This window comes from Serratia sp. JSRIV001 (assembly GCF_019968745.1).
GTDB classification, from domain to species: domain Bacteria; phylum Pseudomonadota; class Gammaproteobacteria; order Enterobacterales; family Enterobacteriaceae; genus Chania; species Chania fonticola_B.
In genome coordinates this window covers 2,872,690-2,891,829 of record NZ_CP074147.1, presented here as the reverse complement: position 1 = coordinate 2,891,829, position 19,140 = coordinate 2,872,690, and the positions used below count along the sequence as shown (strand labels likewise).

Here is a 19,140-nt window from a genome sequence, read left to right as displayed (position 1 = left end):
ATTATGTCACTTTCACACGAAGCTGCTTCAATGGATTTGACGATGGGAGTCAGAAAGGATGAATCTTGGTGTGGATATTATTGAGATCGCACGGGTAAACACCGCATTAATGCGAAGTGGCAATCGGCTGGCACAGCGTTTGTTAACCCCGGCAGAGCAGCAGGTACTGGGGGATTTGGCCGACAATGTCGAACGACTGGCTGGCTTCTGGGCAGCCAAAGAAGCTGCCGTGAAGGCTCTTGGTACCGGGTTCCGCCTGGGGATCCTGTTCCACAACATCGAAATCAGACACGATGAGTTGGGCTGCCCTTATTATTTCTTTAGCGGTGAATTTGCGAGATTGATGCAGGAAAAAAAATTGACTCATGCCACGCTGAGCATTTCTCACTGTCAGTCACATGCCATTGCCGCAGCGGCATTGGGTTAATTATAAAATAAGGGAATATCTATGTTTCACTATCCCGATATCGGGGGTAAAAATGTGGTTGTCACCGGCGCGAGTGGTGATATTGGCTTGGCTATTTGCGAGAAATATCTTGAGCAACAGGCTAAGGTTTTCGCTATTTACCATCATGACAATAGCGGTCTGGAAAAATTAAAAATCTCTCATCCGCAAGGTGATAATCTGCATATCCTGCAGTGCAATGTTGCCGATGTTAGTGAGGCTTCCAGACTGGCCGATGAGCTCGAGAAACAGGCTCATGAGGTACATGTGCTGATTAATAATGCCGGGATCTACAAAGACAACGTATTTTCCGCGCTGACGTATGAAGAGTTTGATCAGGTTATCAAGGTCAATCTGTACGGCACCTTCACTATGACCAAACGGCTGTTGCCATTATTGCGCCATGCCCGCAATTCAACGGTGGTGAATATATCTTCGATATCCGGTATCACCTCCAGCTTTGGCCAGAGCAATTATAGCGCTGCCAAGGCCGGCATTATTGGCCTTACCCGCACCTTGGCCAGCGAAATGGCCTCGAAGGGGATCCGCGTCAATGCCGTGGCACCGGGGATGATTGAATCCAGAATGGTGAAAAAAGTGCCGCGCCAGATCGTGCGCAACGTCATGTCCGCTATTCCGTTGAAACGTCTTGGTCGTGTCGACGAGATCGCCAACGTGGTGGCTTTCTTAAGTTCAGACGCATCCAGCTATATCGTTGGTCAGACTTTGGTGGCCGATGGCGGCCTGGTGATGCGTTAACCGACAGGAATGTTATATGGCTAATTATAACAAGAGCTTAGTCCAGCCCAATCTGCTGCTGAAAATGGGGTCCTGGCGTGCACCGATATTTATGGTTGACCGCATCGTGGACTTTTCACCGGGAGAAAGGGGCTCGATTACCGTGATCAAGCACGTCACCTTTAATGAATCCTATATTCCGGGACATTTTCCAGACAACCCGGTAATGCCTGGCGTGATGATCGCCGAGATCTTCGGCCAGTCTAGTGAATATCTGAGTTTGCTGAACGATTTCTGCCAGTTGCATGAGCGTGAAACCCAGCAACCGTTGAAGAAATTTGATGAGGTATCACGGGCGTTGCAGACGCCAGAGGGCACGGCACGAGTGATAGCTGAGCGGGCGCGCGTGTTAGGCGTGCTGGCCTCTCAGGACGTCAAGTACAAAAGCATGGTCGCGCCGGGCGACACCATTGAAGTCAACAGCCGCCTGGCGTTCGCCGATATGAACGGGTTCCACCACTACGAAGTGGAGGCGCGGGTTGGCCGGAATGTGGCGTGCGTCGGGCGGATCGTCAATTTTCGTACCGATCGCATTCTGGCTGAAGGCAAAGGTATGTACGTTTAACTAACAGGGAGTAATGCCGCTATGAGCAACATCGCGCTTATTGAAAGGATTGAACAGCGCAAGTCTGTGCTGGAGAAAATCAAAACGGGGCTAATAGAACGCCTGAACCTCTATCAGAGAGTCAATCAGATTGACGATGACACACCGCTGTTTGGTAGCGGGTTGAAGCTGGATTCGGTGGATGCCACCGAGGTCGTCGTGTTGCTGGATGAAATTTTCGGCATCCGTGTGACAGAAGGTGACGATCCTTCCTACATGCGTAGCGTCAACACCCTGACTTCGTTTGTTATCGCCAAGCAGGGGGAAACCACCAACGGATCAGCAACAGGAGCGGACAAGGAATGACCAAACTCACTGACATTCATCAGCAGAATGGGGCGGTAATGGGGGAGCGTAACGGCGTTGCTATTCCCCTGAGTTATTTTGCTGCGGAGGAGGAGCACAAGGCGGTACGTCAACACATTCTGCTGTCCGACTACTCCCATTTTGGCATCGCGGCCATCAACGGTGACAGCGCCTGGTCGTTGCTCAACCAGCTGGTTTCCGGCGATGTTTCATCGATCCGTGATGAGCAAGCCATGTACAGCCTGATCCTCGATGAAGCAGGCAATATCATTACCGACCTGTATATCGCCTGTGATGACGAACGTTTTCTGTTGCTGTCGGAGTGGGTCAGCGGTGAAACGCTGTGCGAGATGCTGCGTGCCAAGCTGGCAGGCAATGAAGACGAGTTTGAGGATATCGACTCGATCGAATCGCTGACGCCAGAGTGGGGCATGTTGCACTTCGAAGGGCCATATGCCTGGGAGCTGTTGGCCGAAGTTTATGGGATGGACGTGATTGGCCTGCCATACCAGGAACACATGCACGTTGAGGACGATCTGATCCTGCTGCGCAGCGGCAAACACGGCGAGTACTCTTACAAACTGATGGGGCCACAGGATCTGCTGGCCGATGTTTGGACCCAGATGCTGGAGGCTGGCGAAAGGTACGACATGCGTACCGGCGGGCTGAACTACCAGCGGAAAGTACGCCTGGAAAACCCTTGCTGGGAACCTGGCATGTTCAATTCATACACTGGCTGCCCGATTGCTTTGCAAATGCAGTGGGCAGTGCGTTACGACAAAGAAGCCTTCACCGGCCTGGCGAGTTTGAGCGAACGCGTAGAGCAGGGCTGCAGCCACCGCATCGTGGGGATGAGCATTGCAGGGAAACCGGACGCCATCCCGCAGCGTGGCGACAAAGTGATGTTTGACGGTAACTGCATCGGTGAAGTGATCGTCTGCGATTACTCGGCAGACCTGCAAGCCTGTGTGGGCCGTTTGTTCCTGACCGATGCCTGGGCTTGGGCAGACATTGATGGCTATCACGTAGTAACGGCTAATGGCCCGGTGGCGGTGACTACGTCGGCGGTGCCTTTCGCGCGTAACTACAGCTTCCTGATTAATCCTTCTGAACACAGTTATGTCGACAGCTCGCGCCCACGCAATCTACTGCAACAGCTTGAATGGCAAAAGCTGAGGGAAGAGAACGAGTAAGCCGAACACCCCCTAAAACATCACGTTATTTTGCGCCATGGCAGCATGGCGCACTCACATTTGATTTCTGGTTTGCTGACACGGAAGACACTATGACAGTCACGCGTAAACGAGTGGTGATCACCGGTATGGGTCACCTCTCTTCCATTGCCACTAACGCTGCCGAGTTCAAACAGGCACTGCTGAATAAAACCTGCGGGATCAAGCCCAGCAAAAAGTACCTGGAATGGTTCGAGGATGCGAACGCCTCCGAGGTATTACAGCCTCTGAGTTGGCCCGATCTCCCTGCTGATACCGTTGCCTCATTGGATAATGCTTCATTGTGGGCCTATAAGGTTGGCCATGAGGCTTTGCAGCAAGGGCAGTTACCACGCGGAGAACTACGGGATAAAACCGGGCTGATCATCGGCGTTTCCTCTGCCGGTACCGAGCCCTTTATGCCATTGATCGAACGCCAGACGGAGCGCTTCTCGTTGAAGAAGGCCATGATCTCCGGCAGTTTTTCTTCCTGTAGCGCCATTGTCTCTTCACTGCTGGGATTGAAAGGGGGCTTTGAACTGGTCGCTACCGCCTGTACGGCCAGTACCAATGCGATGGGGATAGGTTATGACCTGATCCAGAACGGCAAGAATGCCACGGTGCTGGTAGTTGGCACCGAGCCTGTCTATCTGCCGACCTTTGCCGGATTTTACGCGCTCCATGCCATGAAACGTACGCCGTCCAGCCCGTTCTCCGGTGCCCCAGGGATGTCGGTTGGCGAAGGTGCTGGCGCTTTGTTGCTGGAGGAATACGAACATGCCGTCGCTCGTGGCGCGACGATCTATGGTGAGATGGTCTCTTACGCCACCTCTTGCGATGCCTATCACGAGACAGCCCCAGACCCACGGGCCGAAGGGGCGGTACAGGTGATGCGCCATGCGATGCAGAATGCCGAGATCGGGCCGCAGGATATTGATTATATCAACGCCCACGGTACCGGCACGGACGCTAACGATCGCTGCGAAACGCTGGCCATGAAGAAGGTCTTCCCGAATATCATGGCTATTCCGGTGAGTTCAACCAAGGCTTATGTGGGACACAACATCGGCGCCGCCGGGATCATTGAGCTGACCGCCTGCTTCCTTACCTTGCCGGAAAACAAGATCCTGCCAACGCTCAACTTCACTACGCCGCGCGCAAACTGCGATCTCAACTACGTGCCCAACGAGTTCCAGGAAGCCGAAGTCAAGATGTTCATGAAGAACAACTATGCCTTTGGCGGTAACAACTGCTGTGTGATTGCCAGCGTCAAGCCAGAGCAGAGTCCGGTAACGCATTATCAACCCAAACGCGTCGCGATCACCGGCATGGGGGCGGTCAGCTCCGTGGGCCACACCTTGCAAACCATGCTGGAAAAAATGTGGGCGCAGGAGCCACTGTCACAACTTTTCTCACCGGAGCTCGATGACGATACGCGCCATGGATTTCGTGAATTACTCAATGTCATGCTGAAAAACCAGGGTGTGGCTAACTACATGAGTAACCGCTTCGGCGCACAGGATGTGGAATACGAGCTGAACAAACCGGGCGGGGTGCATCAGGTGCAAGGGTTGGATGCCCGTAAGACACTACGCCGCTTTGATCCGCGTAAAGCCAATACCATCAGTACCTTTGCGTTACTGGCTCTTACCCAAGCCATGAACGACGCCGGGCGTAAGATCAAACGGGATGGCCAGACGATTGGCATGATCCTTGGCATGTCCAAAGGGCCGCATTCGACGGTGGATCGTTACCTGCAAAGCCTGTTCCCAGACCCAACCAAAGTGCGGACCTCCGAGTTTCCAGGTGCGCTGATGAATGCCATTTCGACGTTCTGTTCTATTTCCGAAGGGATCAAGGGCTATAACACCTCGCTGGCCACAGGTATCAATGCCGGATTGGGTGCTTTGACTTACGGCTACGAGTTGGTCCGCCAGGATCTGCAAACGCAGATGATTGTAGGGGGGGCGGATGAAAATATGAACACCTTCGTCATCTGCCTGCAGGCACTGAACAGCGATCTGCTGCTGACACGCGACCCGGCTGATTTCCAGATCTACAGCAAGGACGGCACAGGCTATATCCCAGGTGAAGGTGCGGGCATGCTGCTGATTGAAGATTTACAGCATGCACAGGATCGTGGGGCCCACATTCACGCCGAGATTGTCGGCTATGGCAAATCCAGCGATGGCTGTTACTTTGCCAAGGATGATATGCCAGCCCGCATCGAGTCCATGGCGGTGGCCATTCGTCAGGCATTGCACGAAGCCAACATGGCACCGGAAGAGGTGGATCTGATCTGTGGCACCAGTGATGGTACCGCCGCCCGTGATGCCGTTGAGATTGGGGCGATCCGAAGCGCCTTCGGAGAAGCTCGCCGTAACCTGCCGTTTGTTAACTACAACGCCTGGTTTGGTCTGGTGGAGTCCTGCGTCGGTATCCTCAATATCGCGGTGGTCACGGAGATTATGAAGCGGGGTGAAATCCTGCCGATCCCTTACACCGAAAACTTCTGTGCGGAGGATATCGCCTTTGTCACCCAACCGCTGAAGAAAACCGTCCGTAACGCTCTGGTGCTGGGTGCAACGGAAGGCGGTAATCACTATGCCGTGGTGCTGAGGAGTATGGCGTGATCCAGAATGCCGTCCTGAGTGGTTGGGGCGTCACCAGTGCTTATGCGCCGGATTTTCCGGCGCTGATCAACGGGCTGAGCGAAAGCAGGTTGGCCAGCACACAGCCCTGGTTCGCCACCGAAAGCGAATGGCAGGATCTGCGTTTGAGTTGCAACCCGCACCATGTTGCTGACCCTCTGCCGGCCGGTACGATGTTGACCCGCCTGCAGCCGGTTATCAATCAGGCGCTTGCCGGAGCTGGGATGACAACGGATCAATTGCAGGGCAAGCGGGTTCGGGTTTATCTGGTAGGCCATGGTGAACGGCCAGACATTGCTGATTTTATGGGGTATCAGGATCGCAACGACCAGGAAGAACTGCGGTTATTCCCAAAAATCAAACGGCTGCATGCCAAGAGTTACGGTCAGGATCGGCTGGCGTGGCAACTGACGCAGAGCTATCAGCTCAGTTGGCCACCGGTTTCGCTTTATTGCGCCAGCAACTCTTCTTTAGCCGCGGTCCATTTGGCCCACTCGGCCATTGCTGCCAATGAGGTTGATTTGGTGCTGGTCATTGGCTGGTTTGAAACGCTGACGCAGGACATTGTCTTCCTGGGTGGCCAGGACATGCTGGGGGAAGAGGGTTCACAACCGTTTAGCAGCCATAACAGCTGCATTCTACCCACCAACGGTGTCGTGGCGCTGATCGTTGAAAGCGAGCAACACGCTCGTCAACGCAACTTTACTTCGCCTGTCAATTTGCGTAGCTCAGTGTTTTGCCAGAGCAGCGGTGCCAGGGGCAGCAGTTCCTTCACGGCGGATTTCCGCACTATTGCCCAGACGTTTGAGCGGGCACTACTGGAAGCCGGGCTCACCGCGCAAGATATTGCCTGCGTTTTCCCTCATGCCAATGGGGTGATTGCCAGCGACAAGGCAGAAGCTATGGCGTTGCAAAAAGTCTGGGGGAAAGGCGGTGTTCCGGTAGTCAGTTACAAGGGGCAGGTCGGTTACATGGAGAGCTGCTGTGGTTTGCTGGACCTGATGCTGGCGGCGGATGCGCTACAACAACGTCGTCTGCTGGCGTTGACCACGCGTTACCCGATTAACGACAGTCTGCAAATTCATGTTCATGCCGATAGCCCACCGTTGGCACTGAAACGGCAGCACATCCTCAAGTCTGGCATCGGGCTCGATGGTTCGGCCATCGCCATGGTGATCTCCGCGAACAGAGAGGATGCTGATGAACACGGTTAAACAAGTGATACCGGCGGCGGCCATCAATCTGGTGGGGTTTTCCCTGCTGGAACCCTGCACGCCGATGCACCGGTTTTTTCCCAGCTGGTACAACGTATGGGAAGCCTGGTTGCATAAACAAGCCAATGCCAAAGCGGGCAGCGACCAATGGTTGTTCCGTCGTTTCGGCATTGACGGTGAAATGCTGCCTGAAGAGGCGCTGCGTAAAGCCAATTATCGTGGCTGGCTGAACGACATGAGTGCGGCCTGCGCTCAGGCGGTGGCACAGTTGGGGAGCAAGGGGGAGTTTCGCCTGCGCAATGAGCGTAATGCGTTGATTTATTGTGATTCCTGGGGGGAAGCATCGGTATTTGAAGGGGTCAACAGCTGGCGAGACTCGTTGAGCGTCGATATTCTGCCCAAAGGTATCGTGCGGGATTACGGCATCAAGGATTTCACCTGCAAATTGCGCGGTGAGCGTAACGGCTTGCTGAGTGCGTTGCGGATGGCGCAGGACTGCCTGAACAGTAATATGGCCGATAACGTCATCATCTGTGGCCAATTCCGCAGCTTCCCGGTGTTGGTTTTCTCTGAGGCCGAACACTTTCCTTCATCCAGCAAACGGGGGCCGATCCCCGCCAACAGTCAGTTCAGCGTTGAGCGGGTCGGTTGCCTGATCCTCAAGAAGCAACCAGGCCAGGGCGTTGCTCTGCATTTGAGTGATTATCAAGCCTTGTCGGGGTCTACCCAGCGGCGCGCGCTGCAGTTGGCCGACCACTGTAAGCGTTATCTGGCTAGGGATACCCAGGCCGTGTTGGGCGTAACACCACCGGCACTGTCATTTCGCGCCGTGCAACGGCAAGCGTTTGAACAGTTGCCTGCCGATCTGGCTTGCGTCTCGCTCAGTGAACTCTACGGCGACAGCGGCTGCATCAATCCGGCGTTGGCCTGGCAGTACCTACTGCAAAGCAATATCACCGGGCACAGCTTGTTGAGTGTGCTCGACGGTGAGGGAGGAGCCTGGTTGCTGGAGAACTGGATACCACAAGCCTGTCACTTACTGTCAAATCATCGGGGAACATCATGACCACCCTACATAGTGCACAACCTCTGCCTGTGGTGTCGATGCAACAGGCAGGCAAACGCTTTGGTAAAGGGCCGGGTGCCATTGTGGCGCTGGGATCGATTACCACCGAAATCCATGACGGCGAGTTTGTCGCGTTATGTGGGCCGTCCGGCAGTGGTAAAAGCACGTTGCTCAATCTGATGGGCGGTATCGATTATCCCACCAGTGGCCATGTCTATTTGCTGGGTAACGACCTTTCCACGCTCAATGACCAACAAGCCGCTTGCCTGCGTGCTGATGCCATCGGCTTCGTATTCCAGTTCTTTAACCTGCTGCCGGTACTGAGCGTGTTCGATAACGTTTATTACCCACTGATGCTTAACGGCTTCAGCCGCCGCGTGGCGCAGGACCAGGTGATGGACATGATCGAAAAAGTGGGGTTGGCGGCGCACTACAAACGCACGCCCGGCGAGCTTTCCGGCGGGCAGCAGCAGCGCGTGGCGATCGCCCGTGCGCTAGTGAAACGTCCACGCTTGATCGTTGCCGATGAACCCACGGGCAATCTGGATACTCGTACCGGGCAGGAGATCGTCGATCTGCTGCTTACCATGAATCAGGAACTGAAAACCACGTTTGTTATTTCCACCCATTCATTGACGCTGCGCGATCGGGCCAAACGGGTGTTGGAAATCAGGGATGGGGAGTTGGAAAATGATGTTGTTATCATTTAGGCGTTACGCTGTCACTTTATTGGTGTTGGTCAGTGGGCTGTCGCAGGCCACAGGTTTGCAGGAAGCGCAGGACAACCCCAACTTACAGGCGATCCTGGAGGTAAATTCTCAAGCGCCAATGAGCACGTTGACCAGTGCGGCCAGCCGGTTGCAAGCCTTGTATCAACAGCACCCGGATCGCCACATTGCCAAAATGTTTTATGGCTACGCACAACTGTTTATGGCCACGGATTTTCTGGCCAAGAAGAATTATATGCGTGCGGCAGAAACCTCAAAACTGGGTTTTTTCTACATAGATGAAGCGGCGGAAAGCGAAGAGAACGACTGGCAGATGCGCTTTCTGCGTGTGCGGATGGATGCATTTGTTCCAGCCAGCCATGGCCGTTGCGTCGTGGCCTTGAAAGACCTGGATTATTTGCAGCAGAACCCGGCGGTGCCCGCTGATTTGAAACCGATGATCACGCTGATGTCCGCGCATGCGCTGGCCAGTTGCCAGCGTGTGGCCGATGCCAAGGCGGCCTGGGCGGCGTTGGCACAGCAGGGCGCAGAGGGGAAACGGCTGTCCGAGCACCACACGGCACCTGAATGGACGCCTGCTGAACTGAACGCCATCATCCAGCCGCTGACGGAGGTGCCATTATGATGAATATCCTGTTCTGGGTTGCCAACATGATTATCATTTACGCCTTGTTGGTGGTGATCGTGACGGCGATCCGTAAACCTACCGATATCCGTTATACCTTCCTCAACCTGTTTCGCCAGCGCCGTCGTTCCGGGGTGACGCTACTGGCGATCACCCTGGGCGGGGTGGCGGTGTTTATCTTTGGCGGGTTTGTCGATTACTCGTTCTGGGCGCTGCGTGAACAAACCATCCGTACCAACCTGGGGCATATTCAACTTTATCAGCAAGGCTACCTCAGCAGCGGGGCCAACAATTCGCTGCAGTACACCATCGATAATTACGATGAGGTGAAACAGCTCCTACAGGCCGATCCGGTGATTGCCCCGAAGATCGCCACCATTACCGGGCAACTGGCGTTTACCGGCATCATTTCCCAGTATGACAAGGGGGCTTCCACCTTCTTTACCGGTGTGGGGATCGAACCTCTAACCTCGTTGGTATTGGGCTCGCTGGATAAAATCATTTCTGGTAGCGACCTGTCGCGGGTTGAGCAGCAGGACATCACCCTGGGTTCTGGTATCGCTAATGCCTTGTCGGCGGGCTATGGCGACTGGGTCGATATGTTGGTGGTCAACCCGCAAGGTGGGCAAAACGCCATGTCTTCTCAGGTGCGCGGCGTCTTCCAATCCGGCATCAAAGAATACGACGATACGGCGATCAAGATGCCGCTGCAAACGGCCCAGCGTCTGTTGCAGACCCAGGATGTCAGTAAAATCATCATCATGCTGCAGGACACCAACCAAACAGAAGAAGTGTTAGCGCGGATCAACCAGCTCATTGACCAGCATCAGCTCAAGCTGGAAGCGCGTTCCTGGGATGAGTTGGCCATTTTCTATCATCAGGTGGTGAACCTGTTTGAAGGGATCTTCCTGTTTATCAAATCCATCGTCAGCGTCATCGTGGTGTTCATGATCGGCAACACCTTGATGATGAATGTCATTGAGCGTACGCGCGAAATCGCCACGCTGCGCGCACTGGGCCTAAACCAATCCTATATTGGCCGCCTGTTTGTGTTGGAAGGGATCATCATTGGCATTATTGGCTCGGCGCTGAGCGTCAGCTTCGGCATGCTTATCGCTGCACTGATCAATATCAACGGCATACCGATGCCGCCTTCGCCTGGTTATACCCAGGGCTATCTGGCCTTTGTGCTGTGGGATCAGGACTTCAATCTGTTCTGGTTCTCCTGTGCGTTGCCGCTGGTGACCGCATTGATAGCGTCCATTATCCCGGCACGCCGGGCATCGAAACTGGTTATAGCGCAAGCATTCCGCTTTGTTTAAACCCTCAGGGAGAGAAGAGACATGTCAAAGGGACAAACCGTACTCATTACCGGCGCAGGCCGTGGCATTGGTATGGCGATCGCCGAAAAACTGGCGCAAGAGGGCTATGACCTGATCCTCAACTACCGCAAGGATCAGGGGAAAAGTGCGGCCAACCTGCAACGCTTTGTGGCAGCAGAAACCCGCGTGAAGGTGACCTTGGCCAAAGCGGATATCGCCGAACCGCGCGATATCAGTGAAATGGTGAAAAAGCTCAGACAGCAGGGGATCGAGCATATCGATCATCTGGTGCTGAATGCCGCCGCCGCGCCGTTCAAAGCCTTTATGGACATGACGCGCAGCGACTGGAAGCTATTGCTCAATACCAACCTGATCGGCAACACCGCCTGCGTACAGGAAGTGGTACCGATGATGCCTCAGGGCGGTACGATCTGCGTGATTTCCAGTCTAGGCAGCCAGCGCGTATTGGAAAAATACCCGCTCGGCATCGCTAAATCGGCACTGGAAAATCTAGTGAGCTACCTGGAGGTGGAACTGTATGACCGCAATATCCGGGTCAACGGCATCTGCGCCGGGGTGGTGAATACCGATATGTTGCCGTACCTGGACGAACTGTGGTCAGCAATGTTCGAACGTTGGAATAACGCACCGCGCCGCTGGAAGGTGGAGCCGGAAGAGGTGGCCAACATTACTGCGTTTCTGGTCTCTGACCAGTCGAGTGCGATACGTGGCAGCACCCTGATTGCCGATCTTGGCATGATGCTGGATATATAGCCCCATCAACAAGGAGCGTTCCCATGAAATATCAATTAGCTGGATGCCTGATTTTACTGGGTCTGTCGGTTGTGGCTCAGGCGGCAGATCCGTTGGATCGTCATCAACTGAATAGCCTGACCCAGGAGGATCTGCAGGCCCGTGAGATTATCCGTCGTGCCGATAGAGTGAGGGCACCCGACAGGCCTTTCCGCTATACGCTGACATTGCTGGAACATAAGGGAGGGCGTGATGTCACGGAGAACCAGCAGGTGCTGGATATTTCCATGCGCTTCTATAAGCCTTCGGAGCAGGTAGAGAAAGGGGATGCGCGTGCGCTGGTGCGCTTTATCTCCCCGGTACGTGACAAAGGTAAAGCCTTGCTCTCCGATCTGGACAAAATGTGGTATTACGCACCAGACCTGCGGCGGCCGATCCCCATTTCCCGCCAGCAACGCCTGGTGGGGCAGATCTCTAACGGTGACGTGGTTGCCGCAGACTTTGATTACTCCTATATCTCCCGATTGGTGGGTGAAGAGGCCTGTGGCCAGACGATCTGCTACAAACTTTCGTTACAGCGCCGTTGGCCCTATGTCACTTATCCAGCGATCGGTTACTGGGTGGAAAAAGACACTGGTTTCCCTAGCCGGGCCGATTTCCTTTCCGCCGACGGTGTGCCGATCAAGCGTTCGTACTATCGCGATTATCAGCAGGTGTTGGGCCAGATGCGGCCAACTACCATCGTGGTGGAAGACGCGCTGCGCAAGGATAACTACACCACCATGCGTTACAGCGACATCCGGTTGGAATCGTTGCCGGAAAGCAACTTTCAGAAAGAGTATCTGCTGAGGTTGAACGGTTGATGGCGAGCAGGCGATCCCCGATGAGCGGGGTTCTGCTGCTGGTGGGTGCCTATAGTAGCAGCGGTTGGGCGGTTGACTGTCTTATCCAGCGCGGTTACGCGGGCATGGAGGGGATATCGTCCCATTCCTCGGACTCATTATGGCAGTTTGACGCCCCGGCATTTCGTAACAACGCTATAGCCAATCTGTACCTTTCCGGCGTGGCGCGCTGCACGTTGACCGAAACCCTCAGCGTCAAGGCGCAGGCCAGCGGTGAGTACGCTATCCAGGCACGTCAGCCGGGAGTTCTGGAGGATCAACGCCGCCAGGGGCTGGGCATACTCAACGAGGCTACTGCCAGTTGGGCGGTCAGCGACAGTGGGTACATCGATGCCGGTAAGGTACGTAAAACCAGTGGTTATCTGTTCTCGGTTGCGCCGCTCGACCTGCTGCGCAATATCAGCAGCAATATGCGTAGCGTACGAGTGTTTGGCCTGGGGGAGCGCGGGCGCAACTTCTACGATGAAGGGGCGTATGGCATCAGCAGTTCATGGTACCGCAACGAAGGGACCTTCACGTTAGCGGCCTTTCCGCGCCTCAAGCGCAACACCCAGCGTCAGGAAGCCGCTTCGGAATGGGACGCGATCCTGCGTACCAACAGTACCGACAGATACTATGCCAGTTACACCGCGACCGGGCTCAAGGCGTTCAACCCGACTTTTTCGCTACTGGCTGGCGATCGGAAAACCGTGGCGTTAGGTACTAGTGGCAACCTGACGGATATGCTGATCCTCAGCGTTGAGGGGGCGATTTCCCATGGGCAGACCTGGCGTCATCTGGACATGGCTTGCGCACGTGCCATGCGCCAACTTGCCAATGTGCAGGAGCCGTTCAAAATGCGCGCCAATGGTGTGCAAGCGGATATCGGCGTTGGCCTGCGTTACACCACTGGCGACCAAAGCGAATACGGCGCGGAATATTATGGTCAGAGCCAGGGCTACAGCCGCAGTGAGTGGCAGGACAACGTCGACACCATTCGCTTCGTTAATGGGGGTTACGGGCAGTCATTGCCACCGCTACCGCCATCGTTCATGGCGGATATCCGTAACGCCTATCAGCAGTACTCCCGCATGATGGCGGCAGAAACCGATAACGTTGGGCGGGGCGGCGACCTGCTCGGCAAACACTACCTCACCCTCTATACGCGCACCAATAAAGAGCAGGTCGGCAGTATCGACTGGTCGGTCTCCGGCATGGTCAACCTGGTGGATGGCAGCAACGTGCTGAATCTGCACCTGAGCACGCCGCTCAAAAACAACATTGAGGCTTACACCGGCGTTGCCGCCAGCTTCGGCAGTAAAGAGAGTGAGTTTGGCACCTTCGGAGAAAAAGGAAATATCTATGCAGGTATGCGAATCAATTGGTAATACACCGGCCGCAACTCACGTCGCGGACGGTTGGATGATGATTTTCCCAGGACAAGGATCCCCGGCGATCGGCATGGGCAGCGATGTCTGTGATGTTTCACCGGGCACCAGGGCGGTGTGGGATTGTGCCAGCGATGTTTCCGGGCTGGATGTACGCAAACTGTGCCAGAAAGGGCCGATGACACGCCTGACCAAAACCCTTTATCAGCAGTTGGCCGTCACCACCGTTAACGCCGCCATGCTGACGTTGTTACGCGAACGGACTCCCGTGTTGGAAAGCGGTTATGCCGGGCATAGCGCAGGTGAATATACCGCGCTGTATGCCGCCGGGGTGATGGATCTGGAAACGCTGTTCCGCGCGATCACGCTGCGCGCGACCATCATGCAAAACCTGGCCGAACAGCGCAAAGGGGCGATGTATGTGGTCAAACCCTACAGCCATGATGCGTTGCGCGAGCAGATCGACAATCTTGGGTTGGGAACCGAACTCAACGTGTGCTGTGACAACGGGCACCGACAGCAAGTGGTAGGAGGGGAACTGACCGCAGTTAAAATCCTGGTTAATCATCTGGCGCGCCACGGGGTAAATACCATCAAGTTGGGCGTCAATGGCGCCTGGCACACACCGTTGATGCATGATGGGGTGGCACAGATGCGCCAGGCATTGGCCGACCTGCCATTCTCTGCGCCGGTTTGCCCGCTGATCATGAACAGCAGTGGCAAAGCGGAATACGACGTGGCGCAGATCAAGGAAAATTTGGCGTTGCACCTTATCCATACCGTGCGCTGGCGTGAAAGTATGGATCGGTGGGCCCTGATGGGATATCGCCGCTACCTGGAGATCAGCAACAAGAAAATCCTCAGCCACCTGTTGGCGGAGCACTACGGGGCTGACGAGGATTACCATATCCAACACTATTACCATATCGTTGGCAGCAGCGTTAAGCATGCGGGGTAAGGGCGATATGATGCCAACATTGACTACTTTCAGCCAAAGATACATGCGAGGAGCCGTGATCCCCGTGGTATTGGTCTCCGCTATTCTGACCTCGTCATTGATCCGCAACGTCATTGACATTACTCTGCCGGAGATGATTGCCGGATTGGGGGCGATCTGTCTGTCGATTGTCTGGAGCATGATGCGCGATGGTCAAGGTTACTGGGCGTATAGCGTATTGACCTTGAGGGTGTTTAAAAACCCGCAAGCGGTCGCGGGCCAGTATAAAGAGCGTAAAACAGCAGGGATGGCGAAATTGCTGTACCAGCCTGGCTGGGCTTCTTTGGTCATACTGTGCCTGGCGGCGGCACTGAGCGGACTGATATGGCTGTGCGGCCCAGACTGGCATTATCCCTTGATTGTGCTGCTTGGTGTCTTGGTGCTGCCAGCCTTGATGGTGGTTCAGTTAGGCAAATCAGCGCCGTTCAATATCCTGCTGGCCTTGAAGTCCTACAGTGAGCCCGAAAGCTATCGCCCTCGGCAGCGGCGTTTGTCAAGATTGGTGGCCGAAGATTTGCTATTGAATCTGCTAACTAATTTCGCCCTGGTCTTGCCGATTGCCCGTAAGCCCGCATTTAGCCTGGTTCCCGGCTATGCCGATCCTGCTTTTATCGTCGCGTTTATGATCCTGGTGGGGGCGGTGACGCTGTTTATGCTGGCGTTTGCCAGCCGGACACGACGTTATGTGCTGTTTGGGGAGTTACTCAATGGCACGCTGGACGCCCACTCTGTGCCTGCTGCTCCCTGGGCGTTCACCGGCAAGCTGACGCGTTGGCAACGTGGTCTGCTCTGGCTGCTGGCTTCGCAGCTGTGGGCTATTGCGATCTGCCTGGTGTTTGCGGCATTGCAGAACACTGCGCAATTTATCCCGCTATACCTTTGTGCATTGTTGCCGTTGCTGGTCGTTTACTGTGCGGAACGCTATCAGACTTTGTATAACAACTACAATGACGCGCTGGAAATGCACAAACGCCATCAGGTGTATGCCAATAACGATGCCAAAACGATGAAGTAATTCATGGGGGGCTTCTGGCGCCCCCCATGTGACTAGGGAAGTCTGCGGTTATTGGATATTGAAGAAGCCAACGCGCAACAGCACTTCAGCGACCACAATCAACCCGCTGCCTAAGGTAAGCAACCGCTTGTTGATGCGTTGGGAACGCCAGCAGAATGCCAGTGCGCACCAGTTTTAAACTCATTGTTGAAAGTGGTATGATGATAACCATTACTTGATGTGGAGAATGAGTAGAATGGATACTACCGAAGAACTCAATGGCACGTATTACTATCACGGAATAGACAATGTCACCGCTCAAGAATTGTTTTGGATAATTTTTGTAGAAGAGTTTGCCAAGCATGAAGGGCTTACCATAGAAAGCGCGGCGATGATCATCATTGGCTGGCCTCTGATACCAAAACAAAAAGGGTTAGGGAAATCAACCTGGGGGACAAGCATAGCCTCTATAGCCTCTCGAAGGATCTTTAAAGATATGCGTTTTGCTGGACAAGTAGAAACGCCTGTCGGTTTTATGAAAACCCGTATGACCAGCAAGATCGGGACAGCCGTAGGGCGATATGCCCCCTATGTGGGTTACGCACAGGCGATGATCGTTTTTAGCATCATAGCTAAAGAAACACGGAATAAATACAATCTGATTGCACGACCTGAACACCGTATTGAATGGACGCCTTTCTAATGGTCGATGAAAACGAAATCCTAACATACCTCACTGAAAAATATAGTCTGCATAAAAAGCCCGTCCTTAAAGAATGGACTTTTCAAGAGCACTTTAATTTTGTTCAGGAAGAGTTAGAGGAAATGCTCGTTGACCTGTTCACACGTTACAAGATATCGCATGATAACTTTGATTTGGATGAATACTTTGAACCGGAATGGCCTGTATGGTTGTGGTGGAAGAAGCTACAACGAAGAGTATACAAACCACTCACGGTCAATATGTTCATAGAATCCGCAAAAGCGGGAAAATGGCTGTATCAATAAGAGATTCACTGCCCCCTGTCTTATCATACAGCCTATACGATTATGTTATAGACACGGTTTATGCCGTTAACGCTTAAAAGACCCTATCATCCCAAATGCTATAACCAGACGTACCGGCCATCCGGTGATTCCAGGAAATGGATTTATATTTAAGGACGATCTTCTCATGCGGCATCATATCATTATCATTTATGGAATGCGGATAGACACATGTAATATCGACAATGCTGGCTTCCGTCAGTTTAATTTCGTAGTAAAGCTCTAACTGTCCTGTCGTATTTATTCTGTAAAAATAAAATATCGCTTCTATAAGCTCATTGTCAGAAATTGCCATCGCTAACAGGGGCGAGGACTTATCAATAGGTTTAATAAAGTGAATAGGATGATGCTGTACGTTCTGCTCACGCGTGATACTATGATCTAACTCTAATACTTGTGCTTGGTCTTCATGACCTGTCTGGGTTCTGTTACCAATAGAGTCGAATGATGAACATCCGGCGGAAATCAAACCTTGTTTTTTTCCTTTAAGACTCACATAAATCAGGCTAGACATAGTATTTCCTTATATAAGTAGAGATCACTTTATTACAACCCTGTCGGAACTTTAATTTCCAACGTAAATTTGTGGTGAACGCCATTACCATCAGAGAACTTCATCTCAGCGTAATGGCCCTCTGTTTCAGCAAACAGTGTAAATATTGATTCCATCATGACTAATAATGCTTCCTCTGGAGCCATGACGCTATCATTAACGATACGCCTGAGTTGTTGATCTAACTGACTCACAAACTCATCTTTTAACTCGTTATTCACTTTATCTAAAAAGCTCTCAGCAATTTCCATATCACTGACTCCATTAGTAATAAAACCAGTAAAATTCGATATCAATGAAAACGTGAGGATATTTTTTCAAGCGTAAGCTTGAGTGTACGCCCATCTGAGACTTTCATTTCAGCGGAGTCGGTTTTCATTATGCCAAACAACGAAATACATCGTTTCATCATTAGCGCCATTTTTTCTTCAGGCGCTAATGGGCTTTCACTCAAACTATGGCTAATTTGTTCTGACAATTCAGCCATGGCCGGGGATTGATGACCGAAAAAAGTCCGTGTTTCTTTCTCTTTGTCCATCTGAGTCACTCCCTTTATTAGGGCGGAAGCCCAAGCTTGAAAAAGTGTAAACTAAGTATGCTTTTTTAACAATATTGCCAAGATTAGCACAGTGGGACCCACCCTTGTCATCAGTAATACAGATTAACTATAAACAACTGGGGTTGTCTATAAAAATGCATGCGTAGCAGTTTCTGTTATTCAAAATAAAAATATCAGTCCATTGTTTCATTATAAAAACGTATGTTATTGACGCTTTTATCTATGCCTGATGGGGGGAGGTTAAAAATGTGAAAAAAGACGTTGCTATTTTACTTGACGGCGGCAGGGGATGCCCTGAGCTAAACGGAGCACAAATCCCGGTGGACAGAGGCTGCGAAAAAGCGACAATAAGCGGGTTAACTTAATCAAAGGACATGAAGTAATGCATACACTTGACGCTATTGAGCTACGCCGCGCGACCAAACAGTTCGATACCCAGCATGTAATGACGCTGGATGAGAAGAAGGCGCTGCTCAATATTGCCCTGCAAAACACCCCTAGTGCTTTCAACCTGCAGCATTGGCGCCCGTTGTTGATCGAAGATCGTGCCCAGCGTGAGCATATCCGCGAGGTGGCCTGGGGCCAGGCGCAGGTGACCGATGCCTCGATGCTGGTTGTGCTGTGTGGCGATCTGTCCAGTTGGGAATCCCAGGTGAAAAACATCTGGCGTGAAGCGGCAGAACCGGTGCAACAGTTTATGTTGCCTGCTGTCGACCAATATTACCGTGGTAAGGCTCAGGTACAGCGTGATGAAGTGATGCGCAGCAGCGGCCTGTTTGCTCAGACGTTGATGCTGGCAGCCAAGGCTCAGGGTTATGACTCTTGCCCAATGGACGGCTTTGATTTTGACGCCGTGGGCAAAATCATCAATAAGCCAGAGCACTACCAGATTGCGCTGATGGTGGCGATTGGCAAGGGCATCGGCCAACCTTATCCGCGCATTGGTAAGTTGCCGGTTGATGAGATTGTGCAGATCGACCGTTTTTAATTGAATTGCC

General features: G+C 53.1%; 22 protein-coding genes. 19 read left to right on the top strand and 3 right to left on the bottom strand.

Annotated elements, in window-relative coordinates; translation table 11 throughout:
- The first annotated feature begins 70 nt into the window (after nucleotides 1–70).
- The 18 genes from acpS (at nucleotide 71) to KGP17_RS13145 (ending at nucleotide 16,991) form a co-directional block, all read left to right on the top strand.
- The gene (gene acpS, locus KGP17_RS13230) at nucleotides 71–427 is read left to right on the top strand and encodes a holo-ACP synthase (RefSeq protein ID WP_245398325.1); all 357 of its coding nucleotides are present in this window, start codon (nucleotides 71–73) and stop codon (nucleotides 425–427) included.
- Between the two features lie 21 nt (nucleotides 428–448).
- A complete protein-coding gene (locus tag KGP17_RS13225) occupies nucleotides 449–1,204 on the top strand; it encodes an SDR family NAD(P)-dependent oxidoreductase (protein WP_021806449.1) in 756 nt (251 codons plus the stop codon).
- Between the two features lie 16 nt (nucleotides 1,205–1,220).
- Nucleotides 1,221–1,808, top strand: coding sequence for a 3-hydroxyacyl-ACP dehydratase FabZ family protein (locus KGP17_RS13220; protein WP_021806448.1), 588 nt, complete (start codon nucleotides 1,221–1,223; stop codon nucleotides 1,806–1,808).
- Between the two features lie 21 nt (nucleotides 1,809–1,829).
- Complete coding sequence (locus tag KGP17_RS13215; RefSeq protein ID WP_021806447.1) at nucleotides 1,830–2,153, top strand: acyl carrier protein; 324 nt, start codon at nucleotides 1,830–1,832, stop codon at nucleotides 2,151–2,153.
- Nucleotides 2,150–3,346 (top strand): aminomethyltransferase family protein, encoded by a 1,197-nt coding sequence (locus KGP17_RS13210; RefSeq protein WP_094981265.1) that lies wholly within the window; start codon nucleotides 2,150–2,152, stop codon nucleotides 3,344–3,346. The genes KGP17_RS13215 and KGP17_RS13210 overlap by 4 nt, the downstream gene beginning before the upstream one ends.
- 92 nt (nucleotides 3,347–3,438) lie before the next feature.
- Nucleotides 3,439–5,997, top strand: coding sequence for a beta-ketoacyl-[acyl-carrier-protein] synthase family protein (locus KGP17_RS13205; RefSeq protein ID WP_209522938.1), 2,559 nt, complete (start codon nucleotides 3,439–3,441; stop codon nucleotides 5,995–5,997).
- On the top strand, nucleotides 5,994–7,229 hold the full coding sequence (locus KGP17_RS13200; protein WP_223499579.1) for a beta-ketoacyl synthase N-terminal-like domain-containing protein: 1,236 nt from the start codon (nucleotides 5,994–5,996) through the stop codon (nucleotides 7,227–7,229). Before KGP17_RS13205 ends, KGP17_RS13200 begins: the two co-directional genes overlap by 4 nt.
- Nucleotides 7,216–8,295: an ATP-binding protein gene (locus tag KGP17_RS13195; protein WP_223499577.1), complete on the top strand. Its 1,080-nt coding sequence runs from the start codon at nucleotides 7,216–7,218 to the stop codon at nucleotides 8,293–8,295. The genes KGP17_RS13200 and KGP17_RS13195 overlap by 14 nt, the downstream gene beginning before the upstream one ends.
- Nucleotides 8,292–9,005 (top strand): ABC transporter ATP-binding protein, encoded by a 714-nt coding sequence (locus KGP17_RS13190; protein WP_223499575.1) that lies wholly within the window; start codon nucleotides 8,292–8,294, stop codon nucleotides 9,003–9,005. Before KGP17_RS13195 ends, KGP17_RS13190 begins: the two co-directional genes overlap by 4 nt.
- The gene (locus KGP17_RS13185; RefSeq protein ID WP_223499573.1) at nucleotides 8,986–9,648 is read left to right on the top strand and encodes a hypothetical protein; all 663 of its coding nucleotides are present in this window, start codon (nucleotides 8,986–8,988) and stop codon (nucleotides 9,646–9,648) included. Before KGP17_RS13190 ends, KGP17_RS13185 begins: the two co-directional genes overlap by 20 nt.
- Nucleotides 9,645–10,970 carry an FtsX-like permease family protein gene (locus tag KGP17_RS13180; protein ID WP_223499571.1) on the top strand — a complete coding sequence of 442 codons (1,326 nt, stop codon included), beginning with the start codon at nucleotides 9,645–9,647 and terminating at the stop codon, nucleotides 10,968–10,970. Before KGP17_RS13185 ends, KGP17_RS13180 begins: the two co-directional genes overlap by 4 nt.
- A gap of 21 nt (nucleotides 10,971–10,991) precedes the next feature.
- Complete coding sequence (locus KGP17_RS13175; protein WP_115158940.1) at nucleotides 10,992–11,744, top strand: SDR family oxidoreductase; 753 nt, start codon at nucleotides 10,992–10,994, stop codon at nucleotides 11,742–11,744.
- Nucleotides 11,745–11,767: 23 nt separating this feature from the next.
- On the top strand, nucleotides 11,768–12,586 hold the full coding sequence (locus KGP17_RS13170) for an outer membrane lipoprotein-sorting protein (protein WP_021806438.1): 819 nt from the start codon (nucleotides 11,768–11,770) through the stop codon (nucleotides 12,584–12,586).
- Nucleotides 12,587–12,606: 20 nt separating this feature from the next.
- Entirely contained in the window at nucleotides 12,607–13,992 is a 1,386-nt protein-coding gene (locus KGP17_RS13165) for a hypothetical protein (protein ID WP_223499569.1), read from the top strand.
- On the top strand, nucleotides 13,967–14,950 hold the full coding sequence (locus tag KGP17_RS13160) for an ACP S-malonyltransferase (protein WP_223499567.1): 984 nt from the start codon (nucleotides 13,967–13,969) through the stop codon (nucleotides 14,948–14,950). The genes KGP17_RS13165 and KGP17_RS13160 overlap by 26 nt, the downstream gene beginning before the upstream one ends.
- Before the next feature lie 7 nt (nucleotides 14,951–14,957).
- A complete protein-coding gene (locus KGP17_RS13155) occupies nucleotides 14,958–16,004 on the top strand; it encodes a hypothetical protein (protein ID WP_223499565.1) in 1,047 nt (348 codons plus the stop codon).
- Nucleotides 16,005–16,239: 235 nt separating this feature from the next.
- Nucleotides 16,240–16,686 carry an STM2901 family protein gene (locus KGP17_RS13150; RefSeq protein WP_181817521.1) on the top strand — a complete coding sequence of 149 codons (447 nt, stop codon included), beginning with the start codon at nucleotides 16,240–16,242 and terminating at the stop codon, nucleotides 16,684–16,686.
- Nucleotides 16,686–16,991, top strand: coding sequence for a DUF1493 family protein (locus tag KGP17_RS13145; RefSeq protein ID WP_223499563.1), 306 nt, complete (start codon nucleotides 16,686–16,688; stop codon nucleotides 16,989–16,991). The genes KGP17_RS13150 and KGP17_RS13145 overlap by 1 nt, the downstream gene beginning before the upstream one ends.
- A gap of 73 nt (nucleotides 16,992–17,064) precedes the next feature.
- Here KGP17_RS13145 and KGP17_RS13140 read toward each other — a convergent pair whose 3' ends face one another.
- The 3 genes from KGP17_RS13140 to KGP17_RS13130 are packed head-to-tail and all read right to left on the bottom strand — an operon-like array spanning nucleotide 17,065 to nucleotide 18,121.
- On the bottom strand, nucleotides 17,065–17,544 hold the full coding sequence (locus KGP17_RS13140; protein WP_223499561.1) for an Hcp family type VI secretion system effector: 480 nt from the start codon (nucleotides 17,542–17,544) through the stop codon (nucleotides 17,065–17,067).
- 32 nt (nucleotides 17,545–17,576) lie between these two features.
- The gene (locus tag KGP17_RS13135; RefSeq protein WP_021806431.1) at nucleotides 17,577–17,834 is read right to left on the bottom strand and encodes a hypothetical protein; all 258 of its coding nucleotides are present in this window, start codon (nucleotides 17,832–17,834) and stop codon (nucleotides 17,577–17,579) included.
- Between the two features lie 41 nt (nucleotides 17,835–17,875).
- Nucleotides 17,876–18,121 carry a hypothetical protein gene (locus KGP17_RS13130; protein ID WP_223499560.1) on the bottom strand — a complete coding sequence of 82 codons (246 nt, stop codon included), beginning with the start codon at nucleotides 18,119–18,121 and terminating at the stop codon, nucleotides 17,876–17,878.
- A gap of 403 nt (nucleotides 18,122–18,524) precedes the next feature.
- Between KGP17_RS13130 and KGP17_RS13125 the strand changes: the two genes are divergently transcribed.
- Nucleotides 18,525–19,130, top strand: coding sequence for a nitroreductase family protein (locus tag KGP17_RS13125; RefSeq protein WP_223499557.1), 606 nt, complete (start codon nucleotides 18,525–18,527; stop codon nucleotides 19,128–19,130).
- Nucleotides 19,131–19,140: the final 10 nt, after the last annotated feature.